This is a genomic window from Pseudomonas putida (genome assembly GCF_025905425.1).
GTDB lineage: Bacteria > Pseudomonadota > Gammaproteobacteria > Pseudomonadales > Pseudomonadaceae > Aquipseudomonas > Aquipseudomonas putida_AF.
Window position 1 is genome coordinate 1,301,321 of the sequence record NZ_CP109603.1, and the last position, 26,078, is coordinate 1,327,398.

Genomic DNA, 26,078 nt, shown 5'->3' on the forward strand with positions numbered 1-26,078 from the left:
AGTGGTAGAGGATGTAAAAATCCTTATAAATCAGATACTTATACCAATATTATGATTTTTGTTGAATGTCTACCTACTAGGTGGTAGCGTTTTATCGTCTCTAACAAACCATTTGGCTTCGTCGCTTCCATGGAAAGCATTGGCATAAGCCAAGTCTGGTCGAGGAGCACCGCAGTAGCGTTGTTGATGAATCAGTGTTTCGTGGCGGAGCGGCACTGACACCCTATGAGTGATTAGGTGGACTATGACAAACACAAAAATAAAAGTTAAGCCAGATTCCGACGTTGATAAAAAGTCGTGGCTTGAATCCCATGAGCATGGCTATGCAAAAAATCTAAAAAATCGCCATGTTCAGATGATCGCACTTGGAGGCGCTATCGGGACCGGCCTTTTTCTGGGAGCTGGCAGCAGGTTGCACACAGCCGGGCCAGGGTTAGCAGTGGCGTATTTAGTATGTGGTTTATTTGCATTCCTGATACTACGCGCACTGGGAGAGCTGATCATGCATCGGCCAAGTTCCGGTAGTTTCGTATCCTATACTCGTGAGTTCATGGGCGAAAAAGTCGCCTACGTTGCCGGCTGGATGTATTTTCTTGTATGGGCAACGACGGGTGTAGTAGATATTACGGCCATTGCAATTTATATGAAATACTGGAATATGTTCAGTGACGTGCCTCAATGGTTTTTTGCACTGAGTGCATTAGGGCTCGTCACGCTGCTTAATATGGTCGGAGTTAAGTGGTTCGGGGAAATGGAATTTTGGTTCGCAGTAATCAAGGTAGCTGCTATCGGTACCTTCCTGGCAGTAGGGACCTTCTTCTTCGCAACAGGCCATGAGATTGCAGGGCATCAGCCAGGGTTGGATCTAATTTTCAACAATGGCGGTATCTTCCCTAATGGTGTGCTCCCAGCAATCATTATCATGCAGGGGGTGGTGTTCGCTTATGCCAGTATTGAGTTGGTAGGTACGGCGGCAGGCGAGACTGAAAATCCGAAAAAAGTTCTTCCCAAGGCTATCAATGGCGTAATTTGGCGGATTGGGCTTTTCTATGTTGGCTCTGTGGTCTTGTTGGTTACGGTTTTACCGTGGACGATGTACGAAGCCAATGTTAGTCCGTTCGTGACGTTCTTTGGCGCTCTTGGCGTACCAGGTATCGGTACGGTAATGAACATCGTGGTATTGACGGCAGCATTGTCGAGTCTCAATTCAGGCTTGTACGCCACTGGCCGGGTGCTTCGCTCGCTTGCGATGGGTGGCTCTGCACCTAAGTCGTTGGCTGCCATGAATTCGCAGGGCGTTCCGTTCAAGGGCATTATCTTGACAGTGGCAATCAATGCTATTGGCGTACTTCTGAACTACCTGATCCCTTCTCAGATCTTTGAGTTGATGTTGAACGTAGCCGCCCTTGGGGTTCTGTCAACTTGGGGATTCATTGTTCTCTCGCAAATCTACTTCAGACGAGCTGTCAAGAGAGGAGAGGTAGAAGCGGTTGAGTTTAAGATGCCAGGCGCTCCATATACCTCTTGGTTGACCTTGGGCTTCTTACTTGTAGTGTTGGTCATGATCGGGTTCGATTATCCCAATGGGACGTATACGCTGCTGATGATTCCAGTTATTGCGATTGCGTTGATGTGGGGCTGGTCGCGTACAGCACATGTAAAAAATAAAAAGCCAGAAGGCCGGGTTGTCCCGGAAGTGACGGTTCTTAAGTGATTTGCCCCGTCACACGAAGCCGCGCCTAGCGCGGCTTTTCCGCAGATGCTTTTTCCTCAAGCCGGCTGCTTCATACGTGCTCTGGCTGGCGAGCTAGGGATTTAGCTAGGCAAGCTCACGGCTGTTGATCTATCGCCACCCTTGGCCTGAATCGCCCCGGGCTTCGTATGCGCTTACCGGAATATTCGAAAACGGAGAAGCTCATCGGGCTCATGGCAAAGCTTGCTGCGGTCGCTGAACGGAAGGCTATTTCAGCACAGGTCGGGTGGCCTGTGCTGACGTGATTGGAGAGCCACCTACGGGTGGCGAACGACAGCTCTTGTCAGCCTACCTACTAGATGGTAACATTATTTAAACCCGGCTCCTTGGGTGATAACTTACTTTCTGTGCCATAGCGAAACTGCGAGGATCACATGCAAGATTGGAAACAAGCCCGTCAAGATATCAACGCTCGACTCATGCAATTGGGCGCGCTTTCTCCGGACACCATCAAAGGTGTCATGGCTCTGGGTGGCGCAGGAGCCAAGACTAACCATCTGGATGCTAAGACTCGCGAGTTAATTTCCCTGGCAGTCGCCGTAACTACGCGCTGCGATGGCTGCATCGCATTCCACGTCGCCGAAGCCAAAAAGCTCGGCGTAACCGTTGAAGAGGTGTCTGAAGCCCTTGGTGTAGCGATCAACATGAACGCAGGTGCAGCACTCGTCTACAGTACCCACGTTCTGGATGCCTTCGATAAAGAGTAAACAGGTAAGCCTATCTGTTAGATACCAATACATATTGAGACAGTCAGTTTGTTGCTCAAGTGTGAATGACTGCACAATTTGATAGGTAGGCGAAATACGCGAAGCACGCTACAAGCCTGTGCAAACTATGTGACGATCAAGAGCTTGTAATTGTACCAACTGGTTGATAGATTTATTGTAATTCATCTTAAGCCGTCCGGCGCTTAAGTGCACTTGAGAGGAAAAGCAGATGAGTAACAACCTGAATGGCATTGATGTAGCAGCCCTGCAGCAGTTCGCACAAAGTGTCACCGAATCGCCAGCAGTAGGCGAAGCTCGTTTTAATGTGAAGACCAAGTGGGAGCACCAGACTCGCACTGTCGCTACCGTCAACTACTACTCTCTAGGTGGCGAAAATTACCAGCGTCACTTCGAAATCGCTGCCGATGAGCCTGAGCAACTGCTGGGCGCTAACAGTGCTCCGAACCCACAAGAACTTCTGATGGCTGCTCTGAACGCATGCCTGTCTGTCGGCTATGTGGCCAACGCTGCAGCCATGGGTATCAAGGTCAACAGCCTTGAAATCGAAGCGGACGGCAAGCTGGATCTCAGGGGCTTCCTCGGCTTGAACGAGAGCGTCAACCCAGGTTACGACGAGGTAAGCTACATTGTTCGTATCGATACCGACGCCCCGAAAGAGCGCGTCGAAGAACTGCACAAAGTAGTAACTAAGACCTCGGTAAACTTGGCCAATTTCTCGAAAGCAATTCGGATGATTCCGACTTTGGAGGTACGTAATTCGTAATTAGTTTGCACCTACGCATGATAGGATCGTTGCCGCCGTCAGGCGGCAACTGCTTTGAGTGCGTGAGCATGCAGGCATCTCAATTCGGACAAGCACTCGTTTGGGGAGCTCTATGCCACTCAACACGAGAGCAAGCTTGATTGATTGGGCACTTGGTTCATCTGAGTATCTACTGAAAGGCTTCGACCTCGTCTTATTATCGATCATTTCAAATAGTGGACTAGCTCATCTATCCACAGGCTCTGAATTAAGCGGAGTCTCCGTTTTGGTCCCTTAGCCGTAATGATGGTAAATTAGTCACTGAGGAGCTTGTTCAGAGGTCACATCAGTCAACAGGCTGATGAATCGCTCAGGATCCACTAAGTACCTTGCAAGCTCGTCGCGTAATGCTTTTCAAACGCTATTGGCTACAGCTAATTGTTGAAATATTACCGGCATTTTGCGTTGTAGAATATTTTAATGTAGTGGAGCACGTCACCACGAGTATCTTCCCGCGTATTATAGGTGTTCCTCTTGATCTGCCTTCTACAACATCGAACTAGCGCTCCAACCAATTGGATAAGGCGACCGCCGGCTTACTGTCGTACTTTCCGAGGCGACTCCGATACCTGCCTGATAGCGCTGCACCCCCACCCCATGACGCACCAGCCTCTCCACACAATGCCGACCACCATCTTCACCGACATCATGCGAGTCGGCATCGATTTTGCGATAGCCATAAACGCCGCCGCTCTCTTGGCACTCATGCTTAGTCGAATCCAGTAATGTCTGGTCGTCGTCCTGATTGTGCCGCTGGCGGTAACCGCCGGAGCGGGCGATGGCGCTGTTATCCCTGTTGGAACGGTAAACCTCAAGGTTGCGGTAATCTAATCGCGCTAGCCGTCGTAATGGTAGAAGGTATTGCGCAACTGGGTGTTGTCGTCCAGCTGGTAGTGATCGAGCCTATCCAGCGGGTACGCTACTTGTAGCGACTGTTGTTGACGTAGTAGTTGTTGAAGCGGTTGCGCTTGTCGATGTGCAACCTGCCGGCCCTTTTTTTCTAGCACCGGCGTGCCCTAGTAGGGACTGTCTTCTCTTCCAGGTATTCGATCGCCAGCGTATGGGAGAGTCGGTCGTTGATGTCGCTGAGCAGCGAGTAGGCCAAGTTGCCCGCACCGTTCTCCTGGCGATCGATGTAGCCGTTGCCGCTGGTACGGCTGTAGTCGAGGCGCGCATAGTGGCGTGGACCCGCTCCGCTGTTGAGGCTTTATTAAAGCCGACCGTGGTTTCCCAGATGTCGTAGCGACCTCAGCTCATCCGGCCCACGAAGGTATCTTCGTCGCGTTTGGGCAAGTTTGGTGATGACGTTCAGGCTGCCACCTAGGGCACCGCTGCCGTTGAGGAAGGAGGAGAGGCCGCCGAGCAATTCCACCCGATCATAACTCCAGGCACCGACCGGACGTGCTGCGCCGCCGTATTGCAATTGATGCCGTTGAACAGCTGGCTGATCTGGGCATCGTTGAAGCCACAGTACGACACATAGCTGCCCCAGCCGGATGGCGCAGGAGCGTTAATCCCAGGCAGAGCGTTCACAGCGTCTTGAAATTTGCGTGCTCCGATACGTTCCATAGGCTTGCGATCAGCCAAGCTTACAGAGGCGGGATTTTCCCGGGCGCTGAGGTCCAGGTACAAGCCGCTTTCGATGGGGGTATCCAGGTCCAGGCTGGTGGCCGGTTTCGGCTGGTTGGTCGAGGCATTGACGTAACGGGGGGTAAGCTCGCGAGCAACGCCAAAGTAGTCAAGCGAAACATGAAAAGCTTCCTAGCTTAATATGAGCACAAACCGGTCGCGCGTCATCCAGCGGTAGATGGATCCAAACCATGCGCTTGCCCAACTGGTAAGCTCGGCGTCAATTTGCAGGATGAATGGCCATGTCATTACGCGCGCTTCGAACATTGCTTGCCATTGCCCAATACGGTTCTTTTGTTCGGGCAGCGGACGCCGTGCACCTGACCCAATCAGCGGTCAGCCTTCATGTTCGGTCATTGGAGGAGGATTTCAATACGCTCCTGTTTGACCGCTCACGACGGTTGCCGGTGCTGACGGATGCAGGCCATATTGCCGTTGAGCGCGCGCGAGAAATTCTAGCCTTATACGACGGGATCTCCTCCGAGATTGGAGGCGACACTGAGTTGCGCGGCAGGCTCAGAATCGGTGCCATTCATACAGCGCTGGCGAGCGTGTTGCCCCTCGCGTTGTCGGCAATGCGTGCTGAGCATCCTCACCTGCGCATCACTGTTGCGTCGGGAATGTCCGCTGAGTTGGCCACGCGCGTAGAGGCGGGCGAGCTTGACGTTGCGATCACCACGGAGCCGGTGAAGCCACACCCTTACGGCCTGGCAAGCACGGTACTTTACGAGGAAGGGTTCTGGATCATCGCGCCAACATCACACGCGCATGAGGACTTGAAGCTTCTACTCAAAAGCCAGCCATTCATTCGATTTGATCGTCGCGCCTGGGCAGGTCGTACCATTGAGCGAGAGCTTCGCGCTATGCGGCTGCGCGTGCAGACCAGCATGGAATTGGATAGCCAGGATGCGATTATCCAGATGGTCTCAAGCGGGCTGGGCGTATCCATCATTCCACTCTCCGAACATCAAGTCGTAAGCCTGACGACACTGGCCGTCGAGCCGTTCGGCATGCCTCAAAAAACCAGGCGCGTGGTATTGCTGGAGCGCGAAGATCGTCCGCTTGGGCGACTGGCGGGGGCCCTGGCGAACGCGGTGAAAGCGCATTCGTTGCGCGGCAAACCATGAGTAATACTTGTTGATTGCTGAAGTTTAAAACGTTTTTATTTTGGAGTCCGACCTCTTATCGTGGTCCTCATTCAAGTGAGTTCTTGAGGGCACCATGATCACTGGACCTACCGTAGACATGCCGCTGATGAGCCGACTGATTGTGGAATGTGAACCGTCGACACAGAAAACTAAGGCACGCGTATGACCCTCTCCCTGTTGACTGCCTTGTTGCCCATCGCACTGCTGATCGTGCTGGGTGCGTGGCTCAAGCGTCGTCAATTTCTGCCGGATACTTTTTGGGCGCAGGCAGAGCGCTTGGCGTATTACGTGTTGCTGCCTTCTCTTTTCTTTCACGGACTGGCGACCGCCAACCTTGATGGCGTGCCCTTTCAAAGCATGGTTTCGGTGCTCGTATTCTCGACTGTAGTGGTATCGCTAATGTTGTTGGGCGCGAGGTCGCTGATCATGATGGACGATGCTGCGTTCACTTCGGTTTTTCAGGGGGGGATACGTTTCAATAATTACGTAGGCGTGTCGGCAGCCGCGGGCTTGTTCGGTGTGCAGGGTATAGCCCTGGCAGCGGTCGCGAATGCGGCCATAGTGCCCAGCGTGAACATTTTGTGTGTAATAGTGTTCGCGAAGTACGGGTCAGCCGGCAGGATGCCATCTAGCAAAGTCCTCAAGCAGTTGGCATTGAATCCACTGATACTCGCGTGCTTCGCCGGCGGATTGATCCAGGTTTCGGGCTGGGGACTGCCTGTCGGTATTGAGCCGATGCTCAAGGCCTTGGGACAAGCGTCACTGCCGCTCGGATTGCTCTGCGTTGGTGCTGCGCTTGAGTTCGGAAGCATAAGGCAATGGTTTCGCCCGGTGGGTTACTCGTCACTGACCAAGTTTTTAATCATGCCACTGGTTACGCTTTTGGCGTGCCACCAATTCGAACTTGAAGGAAAGGCCGCAGTTGCAGCACTTCTATTCCAGGCACTGCCCACAGCCTCATCCTCCTACATCATGGCAAGGCAATTAGGGGGAGACGCCCCCCTTATGGCTGGGATCATCGCTTGCCAGACCATGCTGGCAGGATTAGCACTTCCAGCGGTCATCCTTGTGATGGCCCGGTGGATTTGAGTGTCAGTATTTCGAGGCGATCGCCTGCGCGCGTTAGGCACAGCCATAAAACGCTGTGCCTAACGCAGTCATCATTTGTTCATGGCGGATATCATCTATCAGATGCTGGGCAACAACTTATTCAATACCAAGTCGTTCAAGCAGCCGGAAGCCAATAACTCACTGGCTGCATTGATATCCGGCGCGAAGAAACGGTCCTTCTCGTAATAGGCCACTTTGCTTCGCAGACTGTTCCGGGCCAGTTCCAACTTGGGCGACGTCTTCAAGCCGTCACGCAAGTCCAGACCTTGGCAGGCCGCTAGCCACTCCACGGCCAGGATTCCACGGGTGTTTTCAGCCATTTCCCACAACCGTTTGCCGGCGGCGGGTGCCATCGATACGTGATCTTCCTGATTTGCGGATGTGGGCAGGCTGTCTACGGAATGGGGGTGAGCCAGCGCCTTGTTCTCGCTGGCGAGCGCTGCTGCTGTCACCTGAGAAATCATGAAGCCCGAGTTCACGCCGCCATTGGCTACCAGGAACGGCGGCAGTTGTGACATGTGTTTGTCCATCATCAACGAAATGCGGCGCTCGCTCAGGGAGCCAATTTCAGCAATGGCCAACGCCATATTGTCTGCGGCCATGGCCACTGGCTCGGCATGAAAGTTTCCGCCAGAGATCACGTCACCTTCAACGGCAAACACCAGCGGGTTATCGGATACGGCATTGGCTTCGACGACTAATACTTCCGCGGCCTGACGGAGCTGGGTCAGGCATGCGCCCATGACTTGAGGTTGGCAGCGTAGAGAGTAGGGGTCTTGGACCTTGCCGCAGTTTTTGTGCGAATCGGCGACCTCACTGCTTTGGCCCAGCAGGTCGCGATAAGCAGTAGCTGTATCAATCTGGGCCTTCTGGCCGCGAGCGGCATGGATGCGTGCGTCAAACGGAGAGCGGGAGCCCAAGACAGCTTCGACCGTCAACGCACCGATGGCCAAGGCGCCTGCAAACAGGTCTTCGCCCTCGAACAAACCGCGCAGAGCATAAGCAGTAGACACCTGGGTACCGTTGAGCAACGCCAGACCCTCTTTGGCAGCCAGCGTCAACGGCGCCAAACCGGCCACCTTCAGTGCTTCGGTGGCTTCCAGCCATTCGCCCTTATAACGGGCTTTGCCTTCTCCCAGCAGCACGAGGGACATGTGCGCCAAAGGCGCCAAGTCACCGGATGCGCCGACCGAACCTTTCAAGGGAATATGCGGATACACCTCAGCGTTGATCAATGCTATCAGAGCATCGATCACCACGCGGCGTATGCCGGAAAAACCACGGCTGAGGCTATTGACCTTGAGCACCATGATCAACCGCACCAGCGCATCACTGATCGGCTCACCCACACCAGCGGCGTGGGACAGTACTAGCGAACGTTGCAGATTTTCCAGATCTTCACTGGCGATACGGGTCGAGGCCAGCAGGCCGAATCCGGTGTTGATGCCGTAGGCGGTGCGATTCTCGGCGAGGATCTGCTCCACGCAAGCGACACTGGCTTCGATTTGCGCAGAAGCGCTGTCGTCGAGGGTGATCTTCACCGGACGCTGGTAAACGGCACGCAGTTGGGCAAGGCTCAATTGGCCTGGGATAACGTTAAGAGTTTTCATGCTGTGGCTCCTTTAACAAGAGTGATCATTGGCAGGTTCAAGCCTTGCTCTTTCGCGCAATCAATGGCGATCTGGTAACCGGCATCGGCATGACGCATCACGCCAGTGCCCGGGTCGTTGTGCAGCACGCGGGCAATCCGCTCGGCCGCTTCGTCGGTGCCGTCGCAGACGATCACCATGCCCGAATGCTGGGAGAAGCCCATGCCGACGCCGCCACCGTGGTGCAGCGAAACCCAGGTCGCGCCGCTGGCGGTGTTGAGCAGGGCATTGAGCAGCGGCCAGTCGGAAACGGCGTCGGAGCCGTCCTGCATGGACTCGGTTTCACGGTTCGGGCTGGCCACGGAACCGGAATCGAGGTGGTCGCGGCCGATGACGATCGGCGCCGACAGCTCGCCGCTGCGCACCATCTCGTTGAACGCCAGGCCCAACTTGGCGCGCTGGCCCAGGCCAACCCAGCAGATACGTGCCGGCAAGCCCTGGAAGCTGATGCGCTCGCGAGCCATGTCCAACCAGTTATGCAGGTGAGCGTCGTCGGGGATCAGTTCCTTGACCTTGGCGTCGGTCTTGTAGATGTCCTGCGGATCGCCGGACAGCGCCGCCCAGCGGAACGGACCGATGCCGCGGCAGAACAGCGGACGGATGTAGGCCGGGACGAAACCCGGGAAGTCGAAGGCATTCTCGACGCCTTCTTCCTGGGCCATCTGGCGGATGTTGTTGCCGTAGTCGAAGGTCGGCACGCCCATTTTCTGGAAGGCCAGCATGGCTTTGACGTGCACGGCCATCGATTGCTTGGCGGCCTTCACCACGGCGGCGGGCTCGGTCTTGGCGCGGGCACGGTATTCGTCCCAGGTCCAGCCGGCCGGCAGGTAGCCGTTGAGGGGGTCGTGGGCGCTGGTCTGGTCGGTGACCATGTCGGGGCGCACACCACGACGGACCATTTCCGGCAGGATCTCGGCCGCATTCCCACACAGTGCAATGGAAATCGGCTTGCCTTCGGCGGTGTATTTCTCGATGCGCGCCAGGGCGTCATCAAGGTCCTTGGCTTGCTCGTCGACGTAGCGGGTTTTCAGGCGGAAATCGATGCTCACCTGCTGGCACTCGATATTCAGCGAGCACGCACCGGCCAAGGTCGCGGCCAGCGGTTGTGCGCCGCCCATGCCGCCCAGGCCGGCGGTCAGCACCCAGCGGCCCTTGAGGTTGGAATCGTAATGCTGGCGGCCGGCCTCAACGAAGGTTTCGTAGGTGCCTTGCACGATGCCTTGGCTGCCGATGTAGATCCAGCTGCCGGCGGTCATCTGGCCGTACATGGCCAGGCCCTTGGCGTCGAGTTCGTTGAAGTGTTCCCAACTGGCCCAGTGCGGCACCAGGTTGGAGTTGGCGATCAGTACGCGGGGGGCGTTGCTGTGGGTCTTGAACACGCCCACCGGCTTGCCGGATTGCACCAGCAGGGTTTCGTCGTCATTCAGGTGGGTGAGGCTTTCGACGATCTTGTCGTAGCACTCCCAGTTGCGCGCCGCGCGGCCGATGCCACCGTAGACCACCAACTCCTTGGGGTTCTCGGCCACTTCCGGATCGAGGTTGTTCATCAACATCCGCAGCGGCGCTTCGGTCAGCCAGCTCTTGGCGGTCAGCGTGTTACCGCGAGGGGCGCGGATTTCGATATTGCGGAAATGGAGTGGTTTGCTCACCGGTAATCCTCTCGAAATGACTTGCAGCTTATTGTTGGTTTTCGATACATCGGGCGAGTAAATATAATCATGTATATACAAGCTTAATCAAGTAGATTTTTGACCGCTATTGTTGTCGGCATGAATATCTTCACGTGATTATTTTTTTCGTTCGAATGGCATTGATGCAGGTTTTGCCATCAAGCTTTGCGCACTGGGCGCGCTGTGACAGTTTCAGCCAGGGATCATGAGCTGAGCCATAGCAAGGCGCTGGGATTGCTCTCGCACGGGGCTCTTCTAGTCAACAGAACGGCGAACCATTCCGGCCGCAATCGCGCGCCTGAAAACATTTTTCAGGCGCGGTAAGCGTCCAGCCGGCTTAAGGCACTTCGGTTATTTCAGATTGCCGCTGAGAAATTGCTGCAAACGCTCGCTCTTAGGGTTCCCCAGCACTTCCTCAGGCGGCCCTTGCTCTTCTACGAGCCCTTGGTGCAAGAACAACACCTGGTTCGATACCTTACGAGCGAAGCTCATTTCGTGCGTCACCATGATCATGGTTCGGCCTTCTTCGGCGAGGCCCTGAATGACCTTCAGCACTTCTCCCACGAGTTCAGGATCCAGGGCAGAAGTGGGTTCGTCGAACAGCATGATTTCCGGTTCCATGGCCAGCGCCCGGGCTATAGCGACGCGCTGCTGCTGGCCGCCCGAGAGAAAGGCCGGGTATTGATCGGCAACTCGCGACGGTAAACCAACCTTGTCCAGGTAACGCCGAGCCAGCTCCTCTGCATCCTTCTTGCTGACCCCCAACACTCGGCGAGGGGCCATTGTGATGTTGTCGAGCACGGTCATGTGGCTCCACAGATTGAAATGCTGGAATACCATCGCCAGTCGCGTGCGCAGCCGCTGCAGTTCATCTGCATTTGCAACGCGCATGCCGTGGTGGTCATGGATCATGCGTATCGGCTGATTGTCGAGGCTCATGGCGCCGTTGCTAGGGATTTCCAGAAAGTTGATACAGCGCAAAAAGGTGCTTTTGCCCGACCCGCTGGCACCGATCAGGCTAATGACGTCTCCGGCCTTTGCGTTCAGCGAAACACCCTTGAGGACTTCGTGGTCGCCATAGCTTTTATGCAGGTTTTCTACGGTCAGTTTGTACATATTCAAGCACCCTGAATTAATGAGCTGGGCCGAGGAACGACAGCCAACGGCGCTCAGCCAGACGGAACAGACCGACCAGAGAGAAAGTGATAGCGAGGTAAATCGCTGCGGCGATGCCGAACGATTGGAAGGTCAGAAATGTTGCTGAATTGGCATCTCTGGCAACCTTGAGGATGTCCGGTACCGTGGCGGTGAAGGCGACCGTGGTGGAATGCAGCATCAGTATCACTTCGTTGCTGTAGTTCGGCAGTGAGCGACGCAATGCAGACGGCATGATGATGTAGGTGTAAAGCTTCCATCCTCGAAGCCCAAAGGCCTTCGCTGCTTCGACTTCACCATGATTCATGTTGCGAATCGCCCCGGAGAAGATCTCCGTAGTGTAGGCGCAAGTGTTCAAGGCAAAGGCCAGAATGGTGCAGTTCAACGCATCGCGAAAGAATGCATCAAGCAGCGGTTGGGAGCGCACCGCAGCGAGGCTGTAGATGCCGGTGTAGCAGATCAGTAGCTGTATATACAGAGGCGTGCCACGGAACAAATAGGTATAGAACTGCACGGGCCAGCGCACGAAAAGGTTGCTTGATACCCTGGCAATCGACAGCGGGACCGCCATCAAGAAGCCGAAGAAGAGCGAGGCACTGAGCAGCCATAGTGTCATCGCCAAGCCCGTGATGTGATAACCATCGTGGTACAGGAAGGGTTTCCAATATTCTTGCAATAGCTCGATCATCGCACGGCCTCCCGAGTTCCTGCGGCGTAAAAACTTTCCAGCCTGCGCAAGACATAGTTTGATGCGGTGGTGATAACCAAATAGATCAACGCTGCAAGGACCAAGAAGAAGAACAGTTGATAGGAACTCTTTCCTGCATCCTGGGCAACCTTGACCAAGTCAGCCAGACCAATGATCGAGACCAGTGCGGTCGCTTTCAGGATCACCATCCAGTTGTTGCCAATGCCCGGTAATGCAAAGCGCATCATTTGCGGGAAAAGCACCAGGCGGAATCGTTGGGCGCGGGTCAGGCCATAGGCCGTGGCTGCTTCTAATTGCCCCTTTGGAACGGCGAGAATCGCTCCGCGGAAGGTTTCGGTGAAATACGCACCGTAGATGAAGCCCAGGGTGATGACCCCTGCGCTGAACGGATTGATTTCGATATATTCCCAGCCAAAGGCATCGGTCAGATTCGTCAGCCACGTCTGAAGGCTATAGAAGATCAGCAGCATCAAGACCAGGTCGGGCACGCCGCGGATAAGTGTGGTGTAGGCTTGCGCAGGGATGCGTAGCAAGGCTGACTTCGAGAGTTTCGCGCTGGCACCGATCAATCCCAGGCCCACGCTCAGCAACAAGCACAGTGCGGATAATTTGACAGTCATCCAGGAGCCTTGCAGCAACAGCGGGCCAAAACCCCTTAGGCTGAAGCCTAGAGTCTGCAATAGGTTTTCTAGCATTGGACAGCCCTTCGTCAATCAAGAAAAACGCCCATCCGAAAATGGGCGCAGCGTGTTATTTACCGCTGTAGATATTCTGATCACCAAAGTGTTTTTTCTGGATGGCTACATAGCTGCCATCTTCATGCAGTGCCTGGATGCCTTTGTTTAGCAGGGCCTTGAGATCGGCGTTGCCTTGGGCGAGACCTACCGCGGTTTTCGCGGGCAACAGTTCATGCTCGATTGCTTTACTTACCTCAAAATTTGCCCCTTGCGGCGACTTCAAGAAGCCCATTTCGGCTTGCAACATATTCTGGATCGAGGCATCGAGACGGCCAGTCACCAAGTCCGAATAGACCTGATCCTGGTTGGCATAGGCTTGGGTTTTGACCCCGGCTTTGTTCAGTACGGCCTTGGCATAAGCTTCCTCGGTGGTGCCTTGCTCATAACCAACCGTCTTGCCGACGAGCGTCTTGATATCTTCGGTCAGGCCGGAGCCTTTCTTGAAAACGAAGGAGGTAGGAACGGAGAACAGCTCATCGGAGAAATCGATGACCTTTTCGCGCGAGGATGTCACGGTCATGGCGGAGATCACCCCGTCGAATTTGTTGGCTTTCAGGCCGGGAATCATGCCGTCAAAATCACTCTCGACCCATTTGCACTTCACTTTCAATTCAGCACAAATCGCATTGCCTAAGTCGATGTCAAAGCCCACCAGGCTACCGTCGGCAGCTTTGGACTCGAAAGGGGCATAAGAGGGGTCAACGCCGAACCGCAATTCCTTGTACTCCTTGGCCGAGGCAAAGCTGCCAGCCACACACAACGCCAGTACAGAGAGGGTCAAAATAGATTTTTTCATTGTTTTTATTCCTAAGGACCAAAGAGCGCTTGAGCGCACGGATGCGGTACGGAGCTCGTGTGTGTCGCTATGGGAGTGGTACACAGAGCCCATTTTTTGGTTTAAGCGTGTCGAGGTGACGGATCGACTTTACCGCGTAAATACATGCTTGTACATACAGGCATAGCCAATCAAGCAGCCATTTATCTGCTCGGATGTGCATGGGTGGAGGAAGGGCTGGAAACGCTGAGGGGAGGGGGGATCAGTTTCGTTTTTTCCGGTCACTACGGGCGTAGGGCCTGGGTCTATTGTGATGTATGAATCAGAAAGCGACCGACGCCCTTTGGAAGCGGCGCTGGTCAAGCTTTACGGCAGATGTGTCGAAGAGTCAGACGTCTCTGTGCGCTGCGTTCATGGGTAGGCGGCTACCCAGGCGATAGCGGGAGGAGGGGTGGACGAGCCGCACAAAGGTGACAATTTTGTTTTGGCTCCAAGTCCGGCGTATGAGGGCCAGGCAAGGTTCGGTTGCATCGATTTGCAGATGTTTGCTCTCCTCTGCGCTGGGGTGGCAGGCCTCTACGATATGTTCCATTTCGTCGGGCTTGATGACTTGCAAAAGGTATTTGGCCGGTTGCAGGTGTTCGCCGAATTTTTGTTTCAGGAACTCTGGCACCAGCTCGGGATTGACGTAACGATCCTCAAGCTGCACTGGCACGTCTTCTTCGCTGTGCGCACAAACCAGATGAAAAACCGAAGAGCCCGTGGGCAGGCCCAGGGCGGAAGCGACTGACATCGATGCGGATTCGCGTCCCAGGTGCAGGACGCGACAGCCGTAACTATGACCCCGAGCGAGAATCTCGTCAGCGATGTTGGTGATGCGCAACAGGTTCGATTGCGGCTTGCTTTCGGCTACGAATGTTCCAACACCTGAAATCCGCACCAATAGACCTTCTTCGGTCAGCTCGCGCAGGGCTCGATTGACGGTCATGCGCGAGATGCCCAGCTCTTGCACCAACTGGTTCTCTGAGTAGATCAGGTCGCCAGGTTTCCAAACGCCCGCTCGAAGTTGGTCCAGCACAAATTCCTTCGCGCGTCGGTAGAGCGCTTGTGGTGCATTTTTGATCATCAGTCGGTCCGTGTCTCTTGTGCGGCAAGGACTCTTGCCAAGGAATGGAGGAAAAGATCGTTATCCTCACAGCTTCCTATAGATACCCGCAAGTACTGAGTATATCCCGCTTCGCGCCAAGGCTTGATGATGACCCCTTCGCGCAGCAATGCCTGGTTGATGACTTCGGCAGGATAAGGGGTGCTGAAAAAGAGGAAGTTAGCCATGGAGGGGGCAGTTGTGATGCCTTGCTCTTGCAGTGCGATCTCCAGTCGTCGGCGTTCGCTGGCGACGTGGGAGAGGCCGGCATTCAGATGATTTTCATCGGCCAGCGCGGCGACCGCAGCGGCTTGGGCCACTCGGTTGACATTGAAGGGGGTGCGCAGGCGATTGATCAAATCGGCCAGTAGCGGGTCGCTGACGATGCCATAGCCGATGCGTAAACCTGCCAATGAATAGGCCTTGGAGAAGGTTCGAAGCAGGATAAACGGCTTGCCGCTGGCCTGGATCAAGCCGAGGCAGTCTGGGTACTCAGGCTCCCATTGAGCGTATTCGTAATAGGCTTCGTCAAACACCAGCAAGCACTTGGGAGGTAATGCATCGAGCAATTGCTTCAATTCGATTGCGCTCAAGGTGCAGCCAACCGGATTGGAGGGGCAGGAAAACATCAGCACATGGGTATGCGGTGTAAGGGCGGAAATCATCGCCGCCACGTCAAAAGTGCCTTGGTCGGTCATGGGAACACCGATTACCCGAGCGCCGGCTGCCACTGGAAAAATGAAATGCAAACCGAATGAGGGCACCACGGTAACTACTTCATCATCATGGTCCAGAAACACTCGACTGATGACACTCAGCAAATCCTCAGAACCGTTGCCGAACACGAAGCGATCTTCCGGAACATCAAGTTTTTCCGAGAGTGCGGAGCGCAGTGCCTGGCAGCCAGAGTCGGGGTACAGCGCAATCTCATGACAGGCTTGGGTGGTCGCGGCGTTGACAGCGGGGGCGGTGCCCATTGGGTTTTCATTGCTGCCCAATTTAGCGACGCGTGTCAGGCCGAAGCGTTTGCGCACTGCATCAGAGGCGAGGCCGGCGTTGTAACTGGCCAATTCGCGTACTTCAGCGCGAGCAAGCAGGGTCAGGTCGTTGGCGTTCATACAAGGCTAACCTCTCGGGAATTTTGCTGGAAGGTATTGCGATCTGGATGGTTCCGCAGGGGACGCTGCGGGCTCGGCTGTTCAGCGCTTTGACGGATTTCGTGCGGGAAGCTGTAGTGGAAGAGTGTCGCCAATTCGGCGATCCGGCCTGCGGGGCTCATCCCTTCGGTAGTCGCGGCAGTCATCGGGTGCAGTTTTTTCATTGATTACCTCTTAGGTGCAGGGCCAAAGTGTTGCTGTATGATCCTGTATATGTAGGTAACGCAATGTTCAGGCCAAACCTTATCTTTTCTGTTGATCGCTGCTCGTAAACGCCTTCCAGGCCAGGGGGGCTCACATGAATATTTGTTCAGGTGTAACTGAAGGTTGCATCGGAGTGTTTCCGGGGTCTCATTGATGAGTCGAAAGGAAGCGCATGGTAAGGCTTTCTGCGGACAGTATTTCGGACAGAAGCAGTGTTCGATCCACTTCGGGTCAGGGGTCTGAAGGGGATCCTTGTCTAACAGGCACGGTAAATGCTTAGTTCTGTATATACAGCCACATCGATCAGGCTTGTAGACCGATTTCCGATCTGCTGTGACACGCTCGGTCGAGTCGATGGCTAAAAGTGGCGCCTGCTATAGGCGCTTTCATAATCCGCTTAGAGAGAGTCCCCCATGACGGTTAGCAATTTGCCCTTTTCAAAAGTCCGCCACAGCCAAGGCCTAGTGTTTTTATCCGGTGAACTGCCGTTCAATGAGGACGGCAGCTTCCCGGCGGGTATCGAGGCACAAACGCGCCTGACGTTGATGCGCATTGCTCAAACATTGGAAGCTGAGTCACTGTCGTTGGATGACGTGGTGAGCGTCACGGTGTACTTGACCGAGCGGAGTAACTTCGCCGAGTTCAACCGGATTTATGCTTCGTTTTTCACGGCCAATTTGCCTGTTCGCGCTACCGTCTGTGCCGGCCTCGTGGTGGATGCGTTGGTTGAAATCAGTGTCATCGCGCAGCAGCGTGCTTGAGTTGGAGGCAGCGTGAACGACAAACAAGTAGTAGTACTGGGCGCCGGCATCGTCGGTATAAGCACGGCCCTGCATCTGCAACGCCGGGGCTGTGCGGTGACCTTGGTAGACAAGGGGCCGCCCGGGCGCGAGACGTCATACGGTAATGCCGGGATCATCCAGCGCGAGGCCGTTGAACCGTACGGGTTCCCAAGGGACCTGGCGAGCCTGATGAGAGTGGTGACCAAGCGCGATATCGGCGTCAACTATCATCTGCGTGCGATGCCGGAGTACATGCCTACGCTGACCAGGTATTGGGCCAACTCAGCGCCAAGGCATTACCGAGCTATTGCGGACGCCTTTCGGACCTTGGTCGAGCATTCAATCAGCGAGCACTCCGAGTTGATCGAGCAAAGCGAGGCCCAACACCTGATCGTGCGCAAAGGTTGGATTCAAGCTTTTCGAACCCCGGAAAAATATGAAAAGGCGATGGAGAGCGCCCAGCGTGTGAGTGCGCACGGTGTATTGTCGCAAGCGTTGGACGGCGCCGGGCTCAGGCTCGCAGAGCCCGCTTTGGGTGAAGCTCTCGTTGGTGGGATTCACTGGCTTCAACCTTGGACCTGTGTTGATCCGGGTGAGCTGGTGCAACGCTATGCCGAGCTCTTCTTGCGTGAGGGCGGACAGTTTGAACGCGGCGATGCCCGTTCATTGCGCCAAGCGGGAGCCGGCTGGCGAGTCTCCACCGAGTCCGGGCCGGTCGAAGCATCACAGGTCGTCGTGGCGCTTGGTCCTTGGGCCCAAGAGTTGCTGAGGCCCATGGGTTACCGCATCCCGTTGTTTATCAAGCGTGGTTATCACGCCCATTTCGCCGACGGGGCAAACTTGAGTCGCCCGGTGTTTGATACCGAGCAAGGCTACATGTTGGCGCCGATGAAGCGTGGTGTGCGTCTATCAACGGGGGCCGAATTCGCCCGTCTCGATGCGCCTCTGACCCCAGTGCAGCTAGGGAAGGCCGAAAGCGCGGCCCGACAACTCTTGGCATTGGGATCTCAGGTTGAGCGGACGCCATGGAGCGGTGCGCGACCTTGTACCGTTGACATGAAACCGGTCATTGGTGCCGCGCCGTCGCATAAGGGGCTCTGGTTCAACTTCGGCCATGCTCATCAAGGATTTACGCTAGGTCCGGTCAGTGGCCGGCTGCTTGCGGAATTAATGATGGGAGAAACACCAGTGGTCGAGCCGGCACCCTTCGCTCCTGGGCGTTTCTGAATTGACGATGCGTCGGCCTTCTCGTCCCTCCTCTTGAGAGGAGGGCAGGCATTATCTGAAAGAAAAATGACGACCGAGTTGTCTCGTTTCCACGTCGTGTGAGCAACGTTTACGGCACTCGCCGCGGGCGCTTTTACCCATGGGCGCCCACGTTCCATCTGCCTGCCCAGGAATACTCATGAACATCAAACAGAAACTCACGTGGGCGTTTGCCGCTATCGCCTGCGCGCCAGTCATATTGGTCGCAATGGTTGTCGTACTGAACTTGCGTAGCGCAGCGCAAGCCAGTTTCCTGGATAGCAGTGGCCGCGAAATCAGGCAGATTGACCGCGGGATGCGGCAGTTTTTCGACAGCATCCGCCAAAACGTCGAATACCTTGCCAAAGACCCTCGGATCGCCAACGTTCAGGGATTGAAGAACTATACGGCCGCTGACGCCCCGAAAACGCCTGTGACGAAGGTCGATCGACAGATCCAGGTGGTATTCGACAGTTTCGCAGAAACCCACCCAACCACGGCTTCCATTTCCCTTGGACTCAATGACGGAGGTTTTGCAGGTTGGCCCGATGACCAGACAATGGCCAGCTACGACCCACGGGTGCGACCTTGGTACAAGGCTGCCATGGAAGCCGCACGAGGCTCAACCGTAAGGACGGGCGCGTATTACTGGGCACCCGATGACATGGTGCTGGTCAGTACGGTCCGCACGATCAATGACGCGAGCGGTGCCCCGGTGGGCGTCGTTGGCGTGGACGTATCGCTCAAGCAACTGACTGAATTGGTCAAAGCCATCAAGTTGGGCAAGAGTGGTTACCTGATGTTGGTCGAGGCCAATGGCAATGTCTTGGTCGATCCCGCAAATGCCAAAAACAATTTCAAGCCGTTAGGTGAGCTAGGACCCGGCTATGCCGAATTGGCCAAAAGCGCTGATGGGGTGACTCAAGTCGAGATCGATGGTGTGCCATACATGGTCAACGTCCTGAGTTCCGATGGCCTGGGTTGGCGTTTTATTGGCCTGATCAAGCGTGATGAAGTGATGGCCGACGCCATGAGCCTGACCTGGTTGATTGCAGCCATCGCTGTTGCATTGGCCGTGGTGTTCGCCGTCGTTGGTGCTGGTTTTGCCAGCGTGATCGTGCGCCCGATTCGTGGCGTGGCTGATGGGTTGCAAGAGATTGCCGAAGGTGAAGGTGACCTTACACGTCAACTCCAAGTACGGGGCAAGGACGAAACTGCCAACCTGGCCGGTTGGTTCAATCAGTTTCTAAGCATGATCGCTCAGTTGGTGAAGCGTATTGGCAATGCGTCGTCCGATCTGCAAGTCGCTGCCGCTGACACCAACGAAGTCGCCAATAACATGAACCTGGCTGCCGGCCGCCAACGTGAGGCGGTGGAATTGGTAAGCACCGCTTTCAATGAAATGCTCGCCACTGCCAATGAGGTCGCACGTTCCTGCAGTGCCGCGGCGTCGAGTGCTGACGAAGGCTACCGCGACGTGCACGATGGCCAGAAGCAAATCAGCGAAGCCACCGGCAGCGTGCTCAAGCTCAGTGAGGAGCTGCAGGTATCGACCCAGACCATGCATCTGCTCGAGCAAGACAGCAATAACATCAATGCGATTCTCGACACTATTCGCTCGATTGCCGAGCAGACCAACTTGCTGGCGCTCAACGCCGCCATCGAAGCCGCCCGTGCGGGTGATCAAGGGCGTGGCTTTGCAGTGGTCGCGGATGAAGTTCGCGCCCTGGCTCGTCGCACCTCCGACTCTACCGGCGAAATAGACAGCCTACTGGGTAACCTCGCTCGCCGCACCCAGGAAGTCACCCAGCAGATGCAAGGCAGCCTGCAAGCGTCCCAGGCTAGCGTGCAGCGGATCCAGCGGGCCCGCGACAGCTTCGACAAGATCCGCGCTTCAGTGGACTCGATTCGCGACCAGAACACCCAGATCGCCACGGCGGCAGAGGAGCAGCATCAAGTGGCGGAGGAGATCAATCGGCACATCGCACAGATCCACGCCGATGCGCAGATGGTAGAGGAGTTCGCGCATTCAGCCCATGCCGGATCGGGGCGAATGACGGCCATTTCTGGCCAGCTTCAAGGATTGGTCGGGCGCTTTAAGTTTTAGTCCGTACGAACAATGGACGCTCAATTGCCGATTAGAGGGTAAGTCCCATGAGCGTTGAGCCCAGAGAAAAAACAGTGAAAGCCGCCGTCCCTGGCGGTCCCGTCCAGCGGGCCATTCAAACAGGCTGATCAACGCGGGAATGACTGCGCTCCGAATCATGATTAGACCTGTCAGGTCGCCAGACCGTGTGCTGCATTCCGTTCGGGGTCGTCAGTACTTCCACTGCACAGCGATTTCCAGACTGCGCGGCTCGCTCACGTAATACTGGGTGTTGCTCTGGTGGATGAAACGGGCATAGACCTCGTCGGTCAGGTTGCGCAGGCGCGCGCTGACCTGTACGTGTTTGTCCAGATCGTGGGTCATGGACAAACCATAGACAGTGTACGAGGGCACCCAGGTCGTATTGGCGGTGTTAGCGTAGACCGACGACACATAGCGCACGTCGGCCCCGAGCTGCCAGTCAGGAGCCACGTCATAGGTCAGCCAGAGATTGGCTACGCGGTCGGGAATATTCACCGGATTCTTGCCTTTGCGCGAGAACACAACACCGGCGATGGTTTCATTGAACTCGTCGTACTCAGCCCTTACCCAACTGAAGTTACCGGCCGCCAATAGCTTGGGCGTGATCTTGAATGATGCGGCCAGCTCTATGCCGGTGGAGGTTTATTGACCCGCTTGTTCGGTGGTGTTGGGCACCGTAGAGGAGGGGACGGAGATGTTCTTGCGCACGATGCGGTAGGCCGCGGCGGTGGCCGAGCCGCGACCGTCAAGAAAATCGAACTTGCTGCCCACCTCGAATTGGCGACCGGTGCTCAAGTCGAAGTCGCCCACCTGGGCAATGGAGGCGCTGGTAAGCGTCCCTCCCGGCGGCTCGGCCGACGTACTATATTGGGTATAAAGGCTGACATTCGACGTCAGGTCGTACATCAGGCCCAGGCGTCCCGTGATTGCATCCCAACGCTTGTCGAGCCTGGCCTGCGCCGCATGATCGACCACCTCGAAATCGATATGGTCATAGCGCAGCGCAGTGATCAGTGCCAGTTGCTCGGTCTGGCGCGTGCGGTTCTCGACGAACGCCGAAGAAGTATCAGTCCAAGTGCTGCGACCTTTACTGCGCGGTGCATCCATCCCCGGAATGTCCAGGAAGTGGCCCGGCTCGAAGCCATTTGGGTCGATGGTATCGAAGGCGCCTTTGGAGAGTGGGTAGTTGGTTTGCTGGTTGGTGTTGTAATCCACGCCCAGCGCCCAATCGCTGGCCAAGCCGAACAGTTGAGCCTGGTGAGTCAACTCGATTCGGTCACCGTTGACCTCCTGGTCGTGCCGCTGGCGGTAACCGCCGGAGCGGGCGATGGCGCTGTTGTCGCTATTGTAGCGGTAGACCTCAAGGTTGCGGTAATCGCGCTGGCCATCGTAGTGGTAGAAGGTATTGCGCAACTGGGTGTTGTCGTCCAGCTGGTAGTCGGTGATCGAGCGTATCCAGCGGGTGCGCTGCTCGTAGCGGCCGTCCTCAACGTTGTAGTTGTTGAAGCGGTTGTGCTTGTCGATCTGCAGCTTGCCGGTCAGCGGTTGCAGTACCGGCGTGCCCCAGTAAGGACTGTCTTCCTTCTCTTCCAGGTATTCGATCGCCAGCGTATGGGAGAGTCGGTCGTTGATGTCGCTGAGCAGCGAGAAGGCCAGGTTGCCCGCACCGTTCTCCTGGCGATCTATTTAGCCGTTGCTGCTAGTGCGGCTGTAGTCGAGGCGCGCATAGTGGCGTGGTCCATCGCCGCTGTTGAGCGCTTTATTGAAGCCGACCGCGGTTTCCCAGGTGTCGTAGCGACCGTAGCTCATCCGGCCTTCGAAGGTATCTTCCTAGCGGTTGGCAAGCTTGGTGATCACGTTCAGGCTTCCACCGACGGCACCGCTGCCGTTGAGGAATGAGGAGGGGCCGCCGAGCAACTCCACCCGGTCATAGATCCAGGCCCCGACCGGACGTGCTGCGCCGCCGTATTGCAGATTGATGCCGTTGAACAGCTGGCTGATCTGGGCACCGTTGAAGCCACGGTACGACACATAGCCGCCCCAGCCGGGTGGCGCAGAAGCGTTAACCCCAGGCAGAGCGTTCGCCGCGTCTTGAAAGTTGCGTGCGCCGATACGTTCCATCGTCTTGCGATCGGCCACGCTTACAGAGGCGGGATTTTCCCGGGCACTGAGATTCAGGCGCGACCCGCTTTCGATGGGGGTATCCAGGTCCAGGCGGGTGGCCGGTTTCGGCTGGTCGGCCGAGGCATTGATGTAACTGGTGGGTAAGTTCAGGGCAGTGTCTTGCGCCCACGCGCAGGTGCTGCCCGCGAGCAGCGCTAAAGTGGTCAAGCGAAACATGAAGAGCTTCCTGGCTTAATTCGATGAGCACACACCCCGCCGCTCTTGATGCAGCGGCGGGTGGTGAAGATGTCAGAGCGCGGGAAGCAAGGCGGGGGAGGCGCGAGGATTGATCAAGGGCCATCGCTGCCTGGGTAGGCAACGGGTCGGTTGTGCGGGCAAGGGCTTGGCTGGCTCGCCGGCAAGCAGGGCGAGCAGCCCGAAAAACGCCGCCAGCAGGATCGCACCGAACAGGCTCGCAATGACGCAATCAGCGACGACGGGCAGCGAAGGGGCGGGCACATCCTGCAGGCCCTCGAATATTGCCCCGCCGTCAGTAGAGCAAAACAGTCCGCCGTCCAAACCGCTCAATCGCAAGCCGGCCATTTGTCCATGGCCCATCGCGCACAGCAACGAACCGAACAGGATGCTGAAGTACAGCACCCAGGCAATCATCGATTTTTCGCGGCTGGCCAGCTTCATCAGCAAAGCTCGTTGAGAAGGAACGGTTTATCGGCGAGCGGATTTTACATTTTTTGATCCGTCAGTGAGCTTTTAAACAGTTCGACATACAGGCAACAGCCTTGCTGTCCGGTCTGTCATCGGTATAAAAACCGTCTCGATTCGGCATCTTTACATCCACCAAGGTCGATGCTTCCACGGTCGCGTTGGCGTCCAGCAGCTTGTTTATGTGCAGGATGTAGCCGGTCACCGCATAGACTTGTTCGTTGGACAATGACTGTGGCGCCTGGAAGGGCATGGCTCTGCGGATGTAGTCGAAAAGCGTCGTTGCATAGGGCCAATAGCTGCCGACTGTCTTGAGCGGTTTGTCAGTAGTCAGGGTTCCTTCGCCGCCCGCCAACGCAGGACCGACGCCGCCCTCCAGTTTCACCCCATGACAGCTGACGCAACTGTTCATGTAGACCTTTTCCCCGTCCGCCACCGTTGCGCGCCCTGGAGGCAAAGCCTTGCCGTCGGGCGCCACGTCGATGTTCCAACTGGCGATCTGCGCTTCGGTAGCCTTGGTGCCCAAACCGTATTGGGATTGTGCCGAGGCATGAGTCAGCGCACAGGCGCACAGCAAACCTATGAATAACGAACCACCTTTAAGCCCGTCCATTGGTCACCTCCCCACTGCTGGACACGCGCCACGGTTGCACCGAGTTGTTGTGGTAGAAAGAGACCTTGCCGCGTTCATCGATCAGCTGTTCCAGCATCGGCTGAACATATCCGGTCTCGTCGATGGCGCGGCTCATGATCATCAACTCTTGGCCGTTCCATTCGAAAGGTGCCCTGAAGGCGGTCAGCGCCTTGGTCAGAATGGGCTCCTGTAATTTGGCTTGCGTCCAGTTATTGCCGCCGTCGACGGAGACATCGACACGGGTGATTTTGCCGTGGCCGCTCCAGGCGATGCCACGCATCTCATGCAGGCCCTTGCGTGTCAGTTTCTGGGTGCCGGAAGGGTAGGTCACCAGCGATTTGCACTCCATGACGAAGGAAAACTTCCGAGCTTTGCCGTCCGCCATCAAGTCGGTGTATTTGGCGGTTTCTTCCCGGCTGTAGGCGGGCGCATCGGTGACATGAAGTCGGCGCAGCCATTTGATGTGGGTGTTGCCCTCGTAGCCGGGGACAAACAGCCGCAGCGGGTAGCCCTGTTCCGGCCTTAGACGCTCGCCGTTCTGGCTGTAGACCACCATCACATCGTCCAGGCATTTCTCGATGGGAATGCTGCGCGTCATTGCCGCGCCGTCCGCACCTTCGGCAATGATCCACTTGGCTTGCGGTTTGAGCCCGGTTTCATCCAGCAGTGTCTTCAAGGTAACGCCAGTCCACTCAGCACAGCTGACCAGGCCACTGACTTCGGCGGCGGTTTTGCCCCACGGAGGTAGAAACGATGGGTTGCCCGAACACTCCATGAAGTGCACTCGTGACACGGCGGGGAACTGGCGTATCTCGTCCACGGTAAAGATCAAGGCGTTTTCGGTGAGGCCGTGAATCACCAACCGATGTTGCGCCGGATCGATTTGTGGGACGCCCGCGTGATGACGCTCATAGAACAGGCCGTTCGGGGTAATGATGCCGTCCAGCTCCTGAAGTGGCGAGGTACTGTAGGCGGACATCGTGTCCTTCAGGCCGGGATACAGATTCCTGACGGCTTTGGTTTCGAACGTTGAAGGTTTGCCATAAGGGCTTGCCGTCGGGGCGCCAAGACTGCGGGTCCATTGCGGAACTTCAAGGGGCTGGCTCGGATCAAGCGGGGCGATGTTGGTCGTCTCTGCGTTGACCAGGGCGCTATCACCCAGAGCAAAGGCGGCAGTGCCAATAACGGCCCCACTTTTTATCAGGAAATCCCTGCGAGCCAAAGCTGTCTGAGACGTGTCTTGCTTGGTGGGGACCATGGATTTTTTTGTCATTGTTGTTCCCTCTGGTTCTTTGTCGGGATGGACCCAACGGCAAGCCTATAGACCGATCGGTCGGTCTGTAGGTGGCCTAGAACGAAAAACGCGCGTGGTCCAGTCGCAAGGACAACCATCGGTGATGGCGCGTGAATGAGGGGCGAGGGCGGCGGCGCATTTGAAGCGCCGCTGATGACAGTCAAGCCAGGGGTGGCTCAACCTTCAGTCCGGGCAGGAGGGTGTCGCAGAAAAACGTCGCGATGGATTCCGGCGAGCGCGGGCCTCCGGGTTTGATCCACAAGTAGCTGTAATGATGAATACCAAGGATAGCTTTCACGGCCAACGAGTCCGATGTGCGGAAGGTCCCCTCGCTCACGCCGGCCTTGAGGATATGCGACCAGAGCTTTTCATACTGTCGGTGCAGATCGAGCAGCTCGGTCTGGCGCTCGCCAATGACGGAATACACTTCGCGGAAACACACCGTCATTTCGGCCAGGTGGGTGACAATCGTGCGCATCACGATGGCCGAGAATTGGCGAAATTTATCTTCTGCAGGCTGCTCGCTCTCGCACAGGGGCGTACCTTCTGCGATGAGCACCCGCAGATACCGGCTGGTGATTTCGAACAGCAGTTCTTCCTTGCTTCCGATGTGGTAATACAGCGCGCCGCGAGCCAGGCCAGTGGCTTTTTCCAACTCAGCCATGCCGGTCGCGTGAAACCCGCGCGTCGAAAACAACTGCGCGGCGATTTTCAGTATTCGCTCCTTGGTGCTTGTTTCAGCAGCGACGACGGCTTTCTTTTTTCCCATGGGTCGATTCCAACCGGTTGAGCTTCAATC

At 56.2% G+C, this 26,078-nt stretch carries 21 protein-coding genes and 3 pseudogenes; 9 read left to right on the forward strand and 15 right to left on the reverse strand.

Annotated elements, in window-relative coordinates:
* Positions 1 to 244 precede the first annotated feature (244 nt).
* From OGV19_RS05860 to OGV19_RS05870, 3 genes are all read left to right on the forward strand, one after another.
* Positions 245 to 1,714: an amino acid permease gene (locus tag OGV19_RS05860; protein WP_125859162.1), complete on the forward strand. Its 1,470-nt coding sequence runs from the start codon at positions 245 to 247 to the stop codon at positions 1,712 to 1,714.
* 413 nt (positions 1,715 to 2,127) lie between these two features.
* Positions 2,128 to 2,460: a carboxymuconolactone decarboxylase family protein gene (locus OGV19_RS05865; RefSeq protein WP_125859161.1), complete on the forward strand. Its 333-nt coding sequence runs from the start codon at positions 2,128 to 2,130 to the stop codon at positions 2,458 to 2,460.
* Positions 2,461 to 2,689: 229 nt separating this feature from the next.
* Positions 2,690 to 3,244, forward strand: coding sequence for an OsmC family protein (locus tag OGV19_RS05870; protein ID WP_264312527.1), 555 nt, complete (start codon positions 2,690 to 2,692; stop codon positions 3,242 to 3,244).
* 779 nt (positions 3,245 to 4,023) lie between these two features.
* Here the strand turns inward: OGV19_RS05870 and OGV19_RS27640 are convergent.
* Positions 4,024 to 5,034, reverse strand: a pseudogene (locus OGV19_RS27640) (TonB-dependent receptor plug domain-containing protein); the annotation flags it as partial.
* 120 nt (positions 5,035 to 5,154) lie between these two features.
* On the opposite strand from OGV19_RS27640, the gene OGV19_RS05880 reads away from it, so the two are divergent.
* Both OGV19_RS05880 and OGV19_RS05885 read left to right on the forward strand, forming a co-directional pair.
* A complete protein-coding gene (locus OGV19_RS05880) occupies positions 5,155 to 6,039 on the forward strand; it encodes a LysR family transcriptional regulator (RefSeq protein WP_043042094.1) in 885 nt (294 codons plus the stop codon).
* 183 nt (positions 6,040 to 6,222) lie between these two features.
* The gene (locus OGV19_RS05885; RefSeq protein WP_264312528.1) at positions 6,223 to 7,149 is read left to right on the forward strand and encodes an AEC family transporter; all 927 of its coding nucleotides are present in this window, start codon (positions 6,223 to 6,225) and stop codon (positions 7,147 to 7,149) included.
* Between the two features lie 98 nt (positions 7,150 to 7,247).
* Here OGV19_RS05885 and hutH read toward each other — a convergent pair whose 3' ends face one another.
* From hutH to OGV19_RS05930, 9 genes are all read right to left on the reverse strand, one after another.
* Positions 7,248 to 8,780, reverse strand: coding sequence for a histidine ammonia-lyase (gene hutH, locus OGV19_RS05890; RefSeq protein ID WP_043042096.1), 1,533 nt, complete (start codon positions 8,778 to 8,780; stop codon positions 7,248 to 7,250).
* Complete coding sequence (gene hutU / locus OGV19_RS05895; protein WP_264312529.1) at positions 8,777 to 10,468, reverse strand: urocanate hydratase; 1,692 nt, start codon at positions 10,466 to 10,468, stop codon at positions 8,777 to 8,779. The genes hutH and hutU overlap by 4 nt, the downstream gene beginning before the upstream one ends.
* A gap of 372 nt (positions 10,469 to 10,840) precedes the next feature.
* Positions 10,841 to 11,605, reverse strand: coding sequence for an ABC transporter ATP-binding protein (locus OGV19_RS05900; protein ID WP_025214432.1), 765 nt, complete (start codon positions 11,603 to 11,605; stop codon positions 10,841 to 10,843).
* 16 nt (positions 11,606 to 11,621) lie between these two features.
* Positions 11,622 to 12,332 (reverse strand): ABC transporter permease, encoded by a 711-nt coding sequence (locus OGV19_RS05905; RefSeq protein ID WP_030141828.1) that lies wholly within the window; start codon positions 12,330 to 12,332, stop codon positions 11,622 to 11,624.
* Positions 12,329 to 13,048, reverse strand: coding sequence for an ABC transporter permease (locus tag OGV19_RS05910; RefSeq protein WP_030141827.1), 720 nt, complete (start codon positions 13,046 to 13,048; stop codon positions 12,329 to 12,331). Before OGV19_RS05910 ends, OGV19_RS05905 begins: the two co-directional genes overlap by 4 nt.
* Before the next feature lie 55 nt (positions 13,049 to 13,103).
* Positions 13,104 to 13,886, reverse strand: coding sequence for a transporter substrate-binding domain-containing protein (locus tag OGV19_RS05915; RefSeq protein WP_264312530.1), 783 nt, complete (start codon positions 13,884 to 13,886; stop codon positions 13,104 to 13,106).
* A gap of 367 nt (positions 13,887 to 14,253) precedes the next feature.
* Complete coding sequence (gene hutC, locus OGV19_RS05920; RefSeq protein ID WP_025214428.1) at positions 14,254 to 14,991, reverse strand: histidine utilization transcriptional repressor HutC; 738 nt, start codon at positions 14,989 to 14,991, stop codon at positions 14,254 to 14,256.
* The gene (locus tag OGV19_RS05925; protein WP_258632707.1) at positions 14,991 to 16,127 is read right to left on the reverse strand and encodes an aminotransferase class I/II-fold pyridoxal phosphate-dependent enzyme; all 1,137 of its coding nucleotides are present in this window, start codon (positions 16,125 to 16,127) and stop codon (positions 14,991 to 14,993) included. Before OGV19_RS05925 ends, hutC begins: the two co-directional genes overlap by 1 nt.
* Positions 16,124 to 16,330, reverse strand: coding sequence for a hypothetical protein (locus tag OGV19_RS05930; RefSeq protein WP_264312531.1), 207 nt, complete (start codon positions 16,328 to 16,330; stop codon positions 16,124 to 16,126). The genes OGV19_RS05925 and OGV19_RS05930 overlap by 4 nt, the downstream gene beginning before the upstream one ends.
* A 453-nt stretch (positions 16,331 to 16,783) precedes the next feature.
* On the opposite strand from OGV19_RS05930, the gene OGV19_RS05935 reads away from it, so the two are divergent.
* From OGV19_RS05935 to OGV19_RS27730, 4 genes and pseudogenes are all read left to right on the forward strand, one after another.
* On the forward strand, positions 16,784 to 17,131 hold the full coding sequence (locus tag OGV19_RS05935; protein ID WP_041020384.1) for a RidA family protein: 348 nt from the start codon (positions 16,784 to 16,786) through the stop codon (positions 17,129 to 17,131).
* 12 nt (positions 17,132 to 17,143) lie between these two features.
* A complete protein-coding gene (locus tag OGV19_RS05940) occupies positions 17,144 to 18,379 on the forward strand; it encodes an NAD(P)/FAD-dependent oxidoreductase (protein ID WP_264312532.1) in 1,236 nt (411 codons plus the stop codon).
* Positions 18,380 to 18,626: 247 nt separating this feature from the next.
* Positions 18,627 to 19,640 (forward strand): annotated as a pseudogene (locus tag OGV19_RS27725) (cache domain-containing protein); the annotation flags it as partial.
* Between the two features lie 96 nt (positions 19,641 to 19,736).
* Positions 19,737 to 20,504 carry a methyl-accepting chemotaxis protein gene (locus OGV19_RS27730; RefSeq protein WP_377589069.1) on the forward strand — a complete coding sequence of 256 codons (768 nt, stop codon included), beginning with the start codon at positions 19,737 to 19,739 and terminating at the stop codon, positions 20,502 to 20,504.
* Between the two features lie 210 nt (positions 20,505 to 20,714).
* Here OGV19_RS27730 and OGV19_RS05950 read toward each other — a convergent pair.
* From OGV19_RS05950 to OGV19_RS05970, 5 genes and pseudogenes are all read right to left on the reverse strand, one after another.
* A pseudogene (locus tag OGV19_RS05950) lies at positions 20,715 to 22,865 on the reverse strand (TonB-dependent receptor).
* A gap of 72 nt (positions 22,866 to 22,937) precedes the next feature.
* Positions 22,938 to 23,327: a DUF2946 family protein gene (locus OGV19_RS05955; protein WP_041020387.1), complete on the reverse strand. Its 390-nt coding sequence runs from the start codon at positions 23,325 to 23,327 to the stop codon at positions 22,938 to 22,940.
* 61 nt (positions 23,328 to 23,388) lie between these two features.
* Positions 23,389 to 23,964 (reverse strand): c-type cytochrome, encoded by a 576-nt coding sequence (locus OGV19_RS05960; RefSeq protein ID WP_264312534.1) that lies wholly within the window; start codon positions 23,962 to 23,964, stop codon positions 23,389 to 23,391.
* Positions 23,951 to 25,258 (reverse strand): sulfite dehydrogenase, encoded by a 1,308-nt coding sequence (soxC, locus tag OGV19_RS05965; protein WP_235384566.1) that lies wholly within the window; start codon positions 25,256 to 25,258, stop codon positions 23,951 to 23,953. Before soxC ends, OGV19_RS05960 begins: the two co-directional genes overlap by 14 nt.
* Before the next feature lie 181 nt (positions 25,259 to 25,439).
* Positions 25,440 to 26,048, reverse strand: coding sequence for a TetR/AcrR family transcriptional regulator (locus OGV19_RS05970; protein WP_264312535.1), 609 nt, complete (start codon positions 26,046 to 26,048; stop codon positions 25,440 to 25,442).
* Between the last annotated feature and the right edge of the window lie 30 nt (positions 26,049 to 26,078).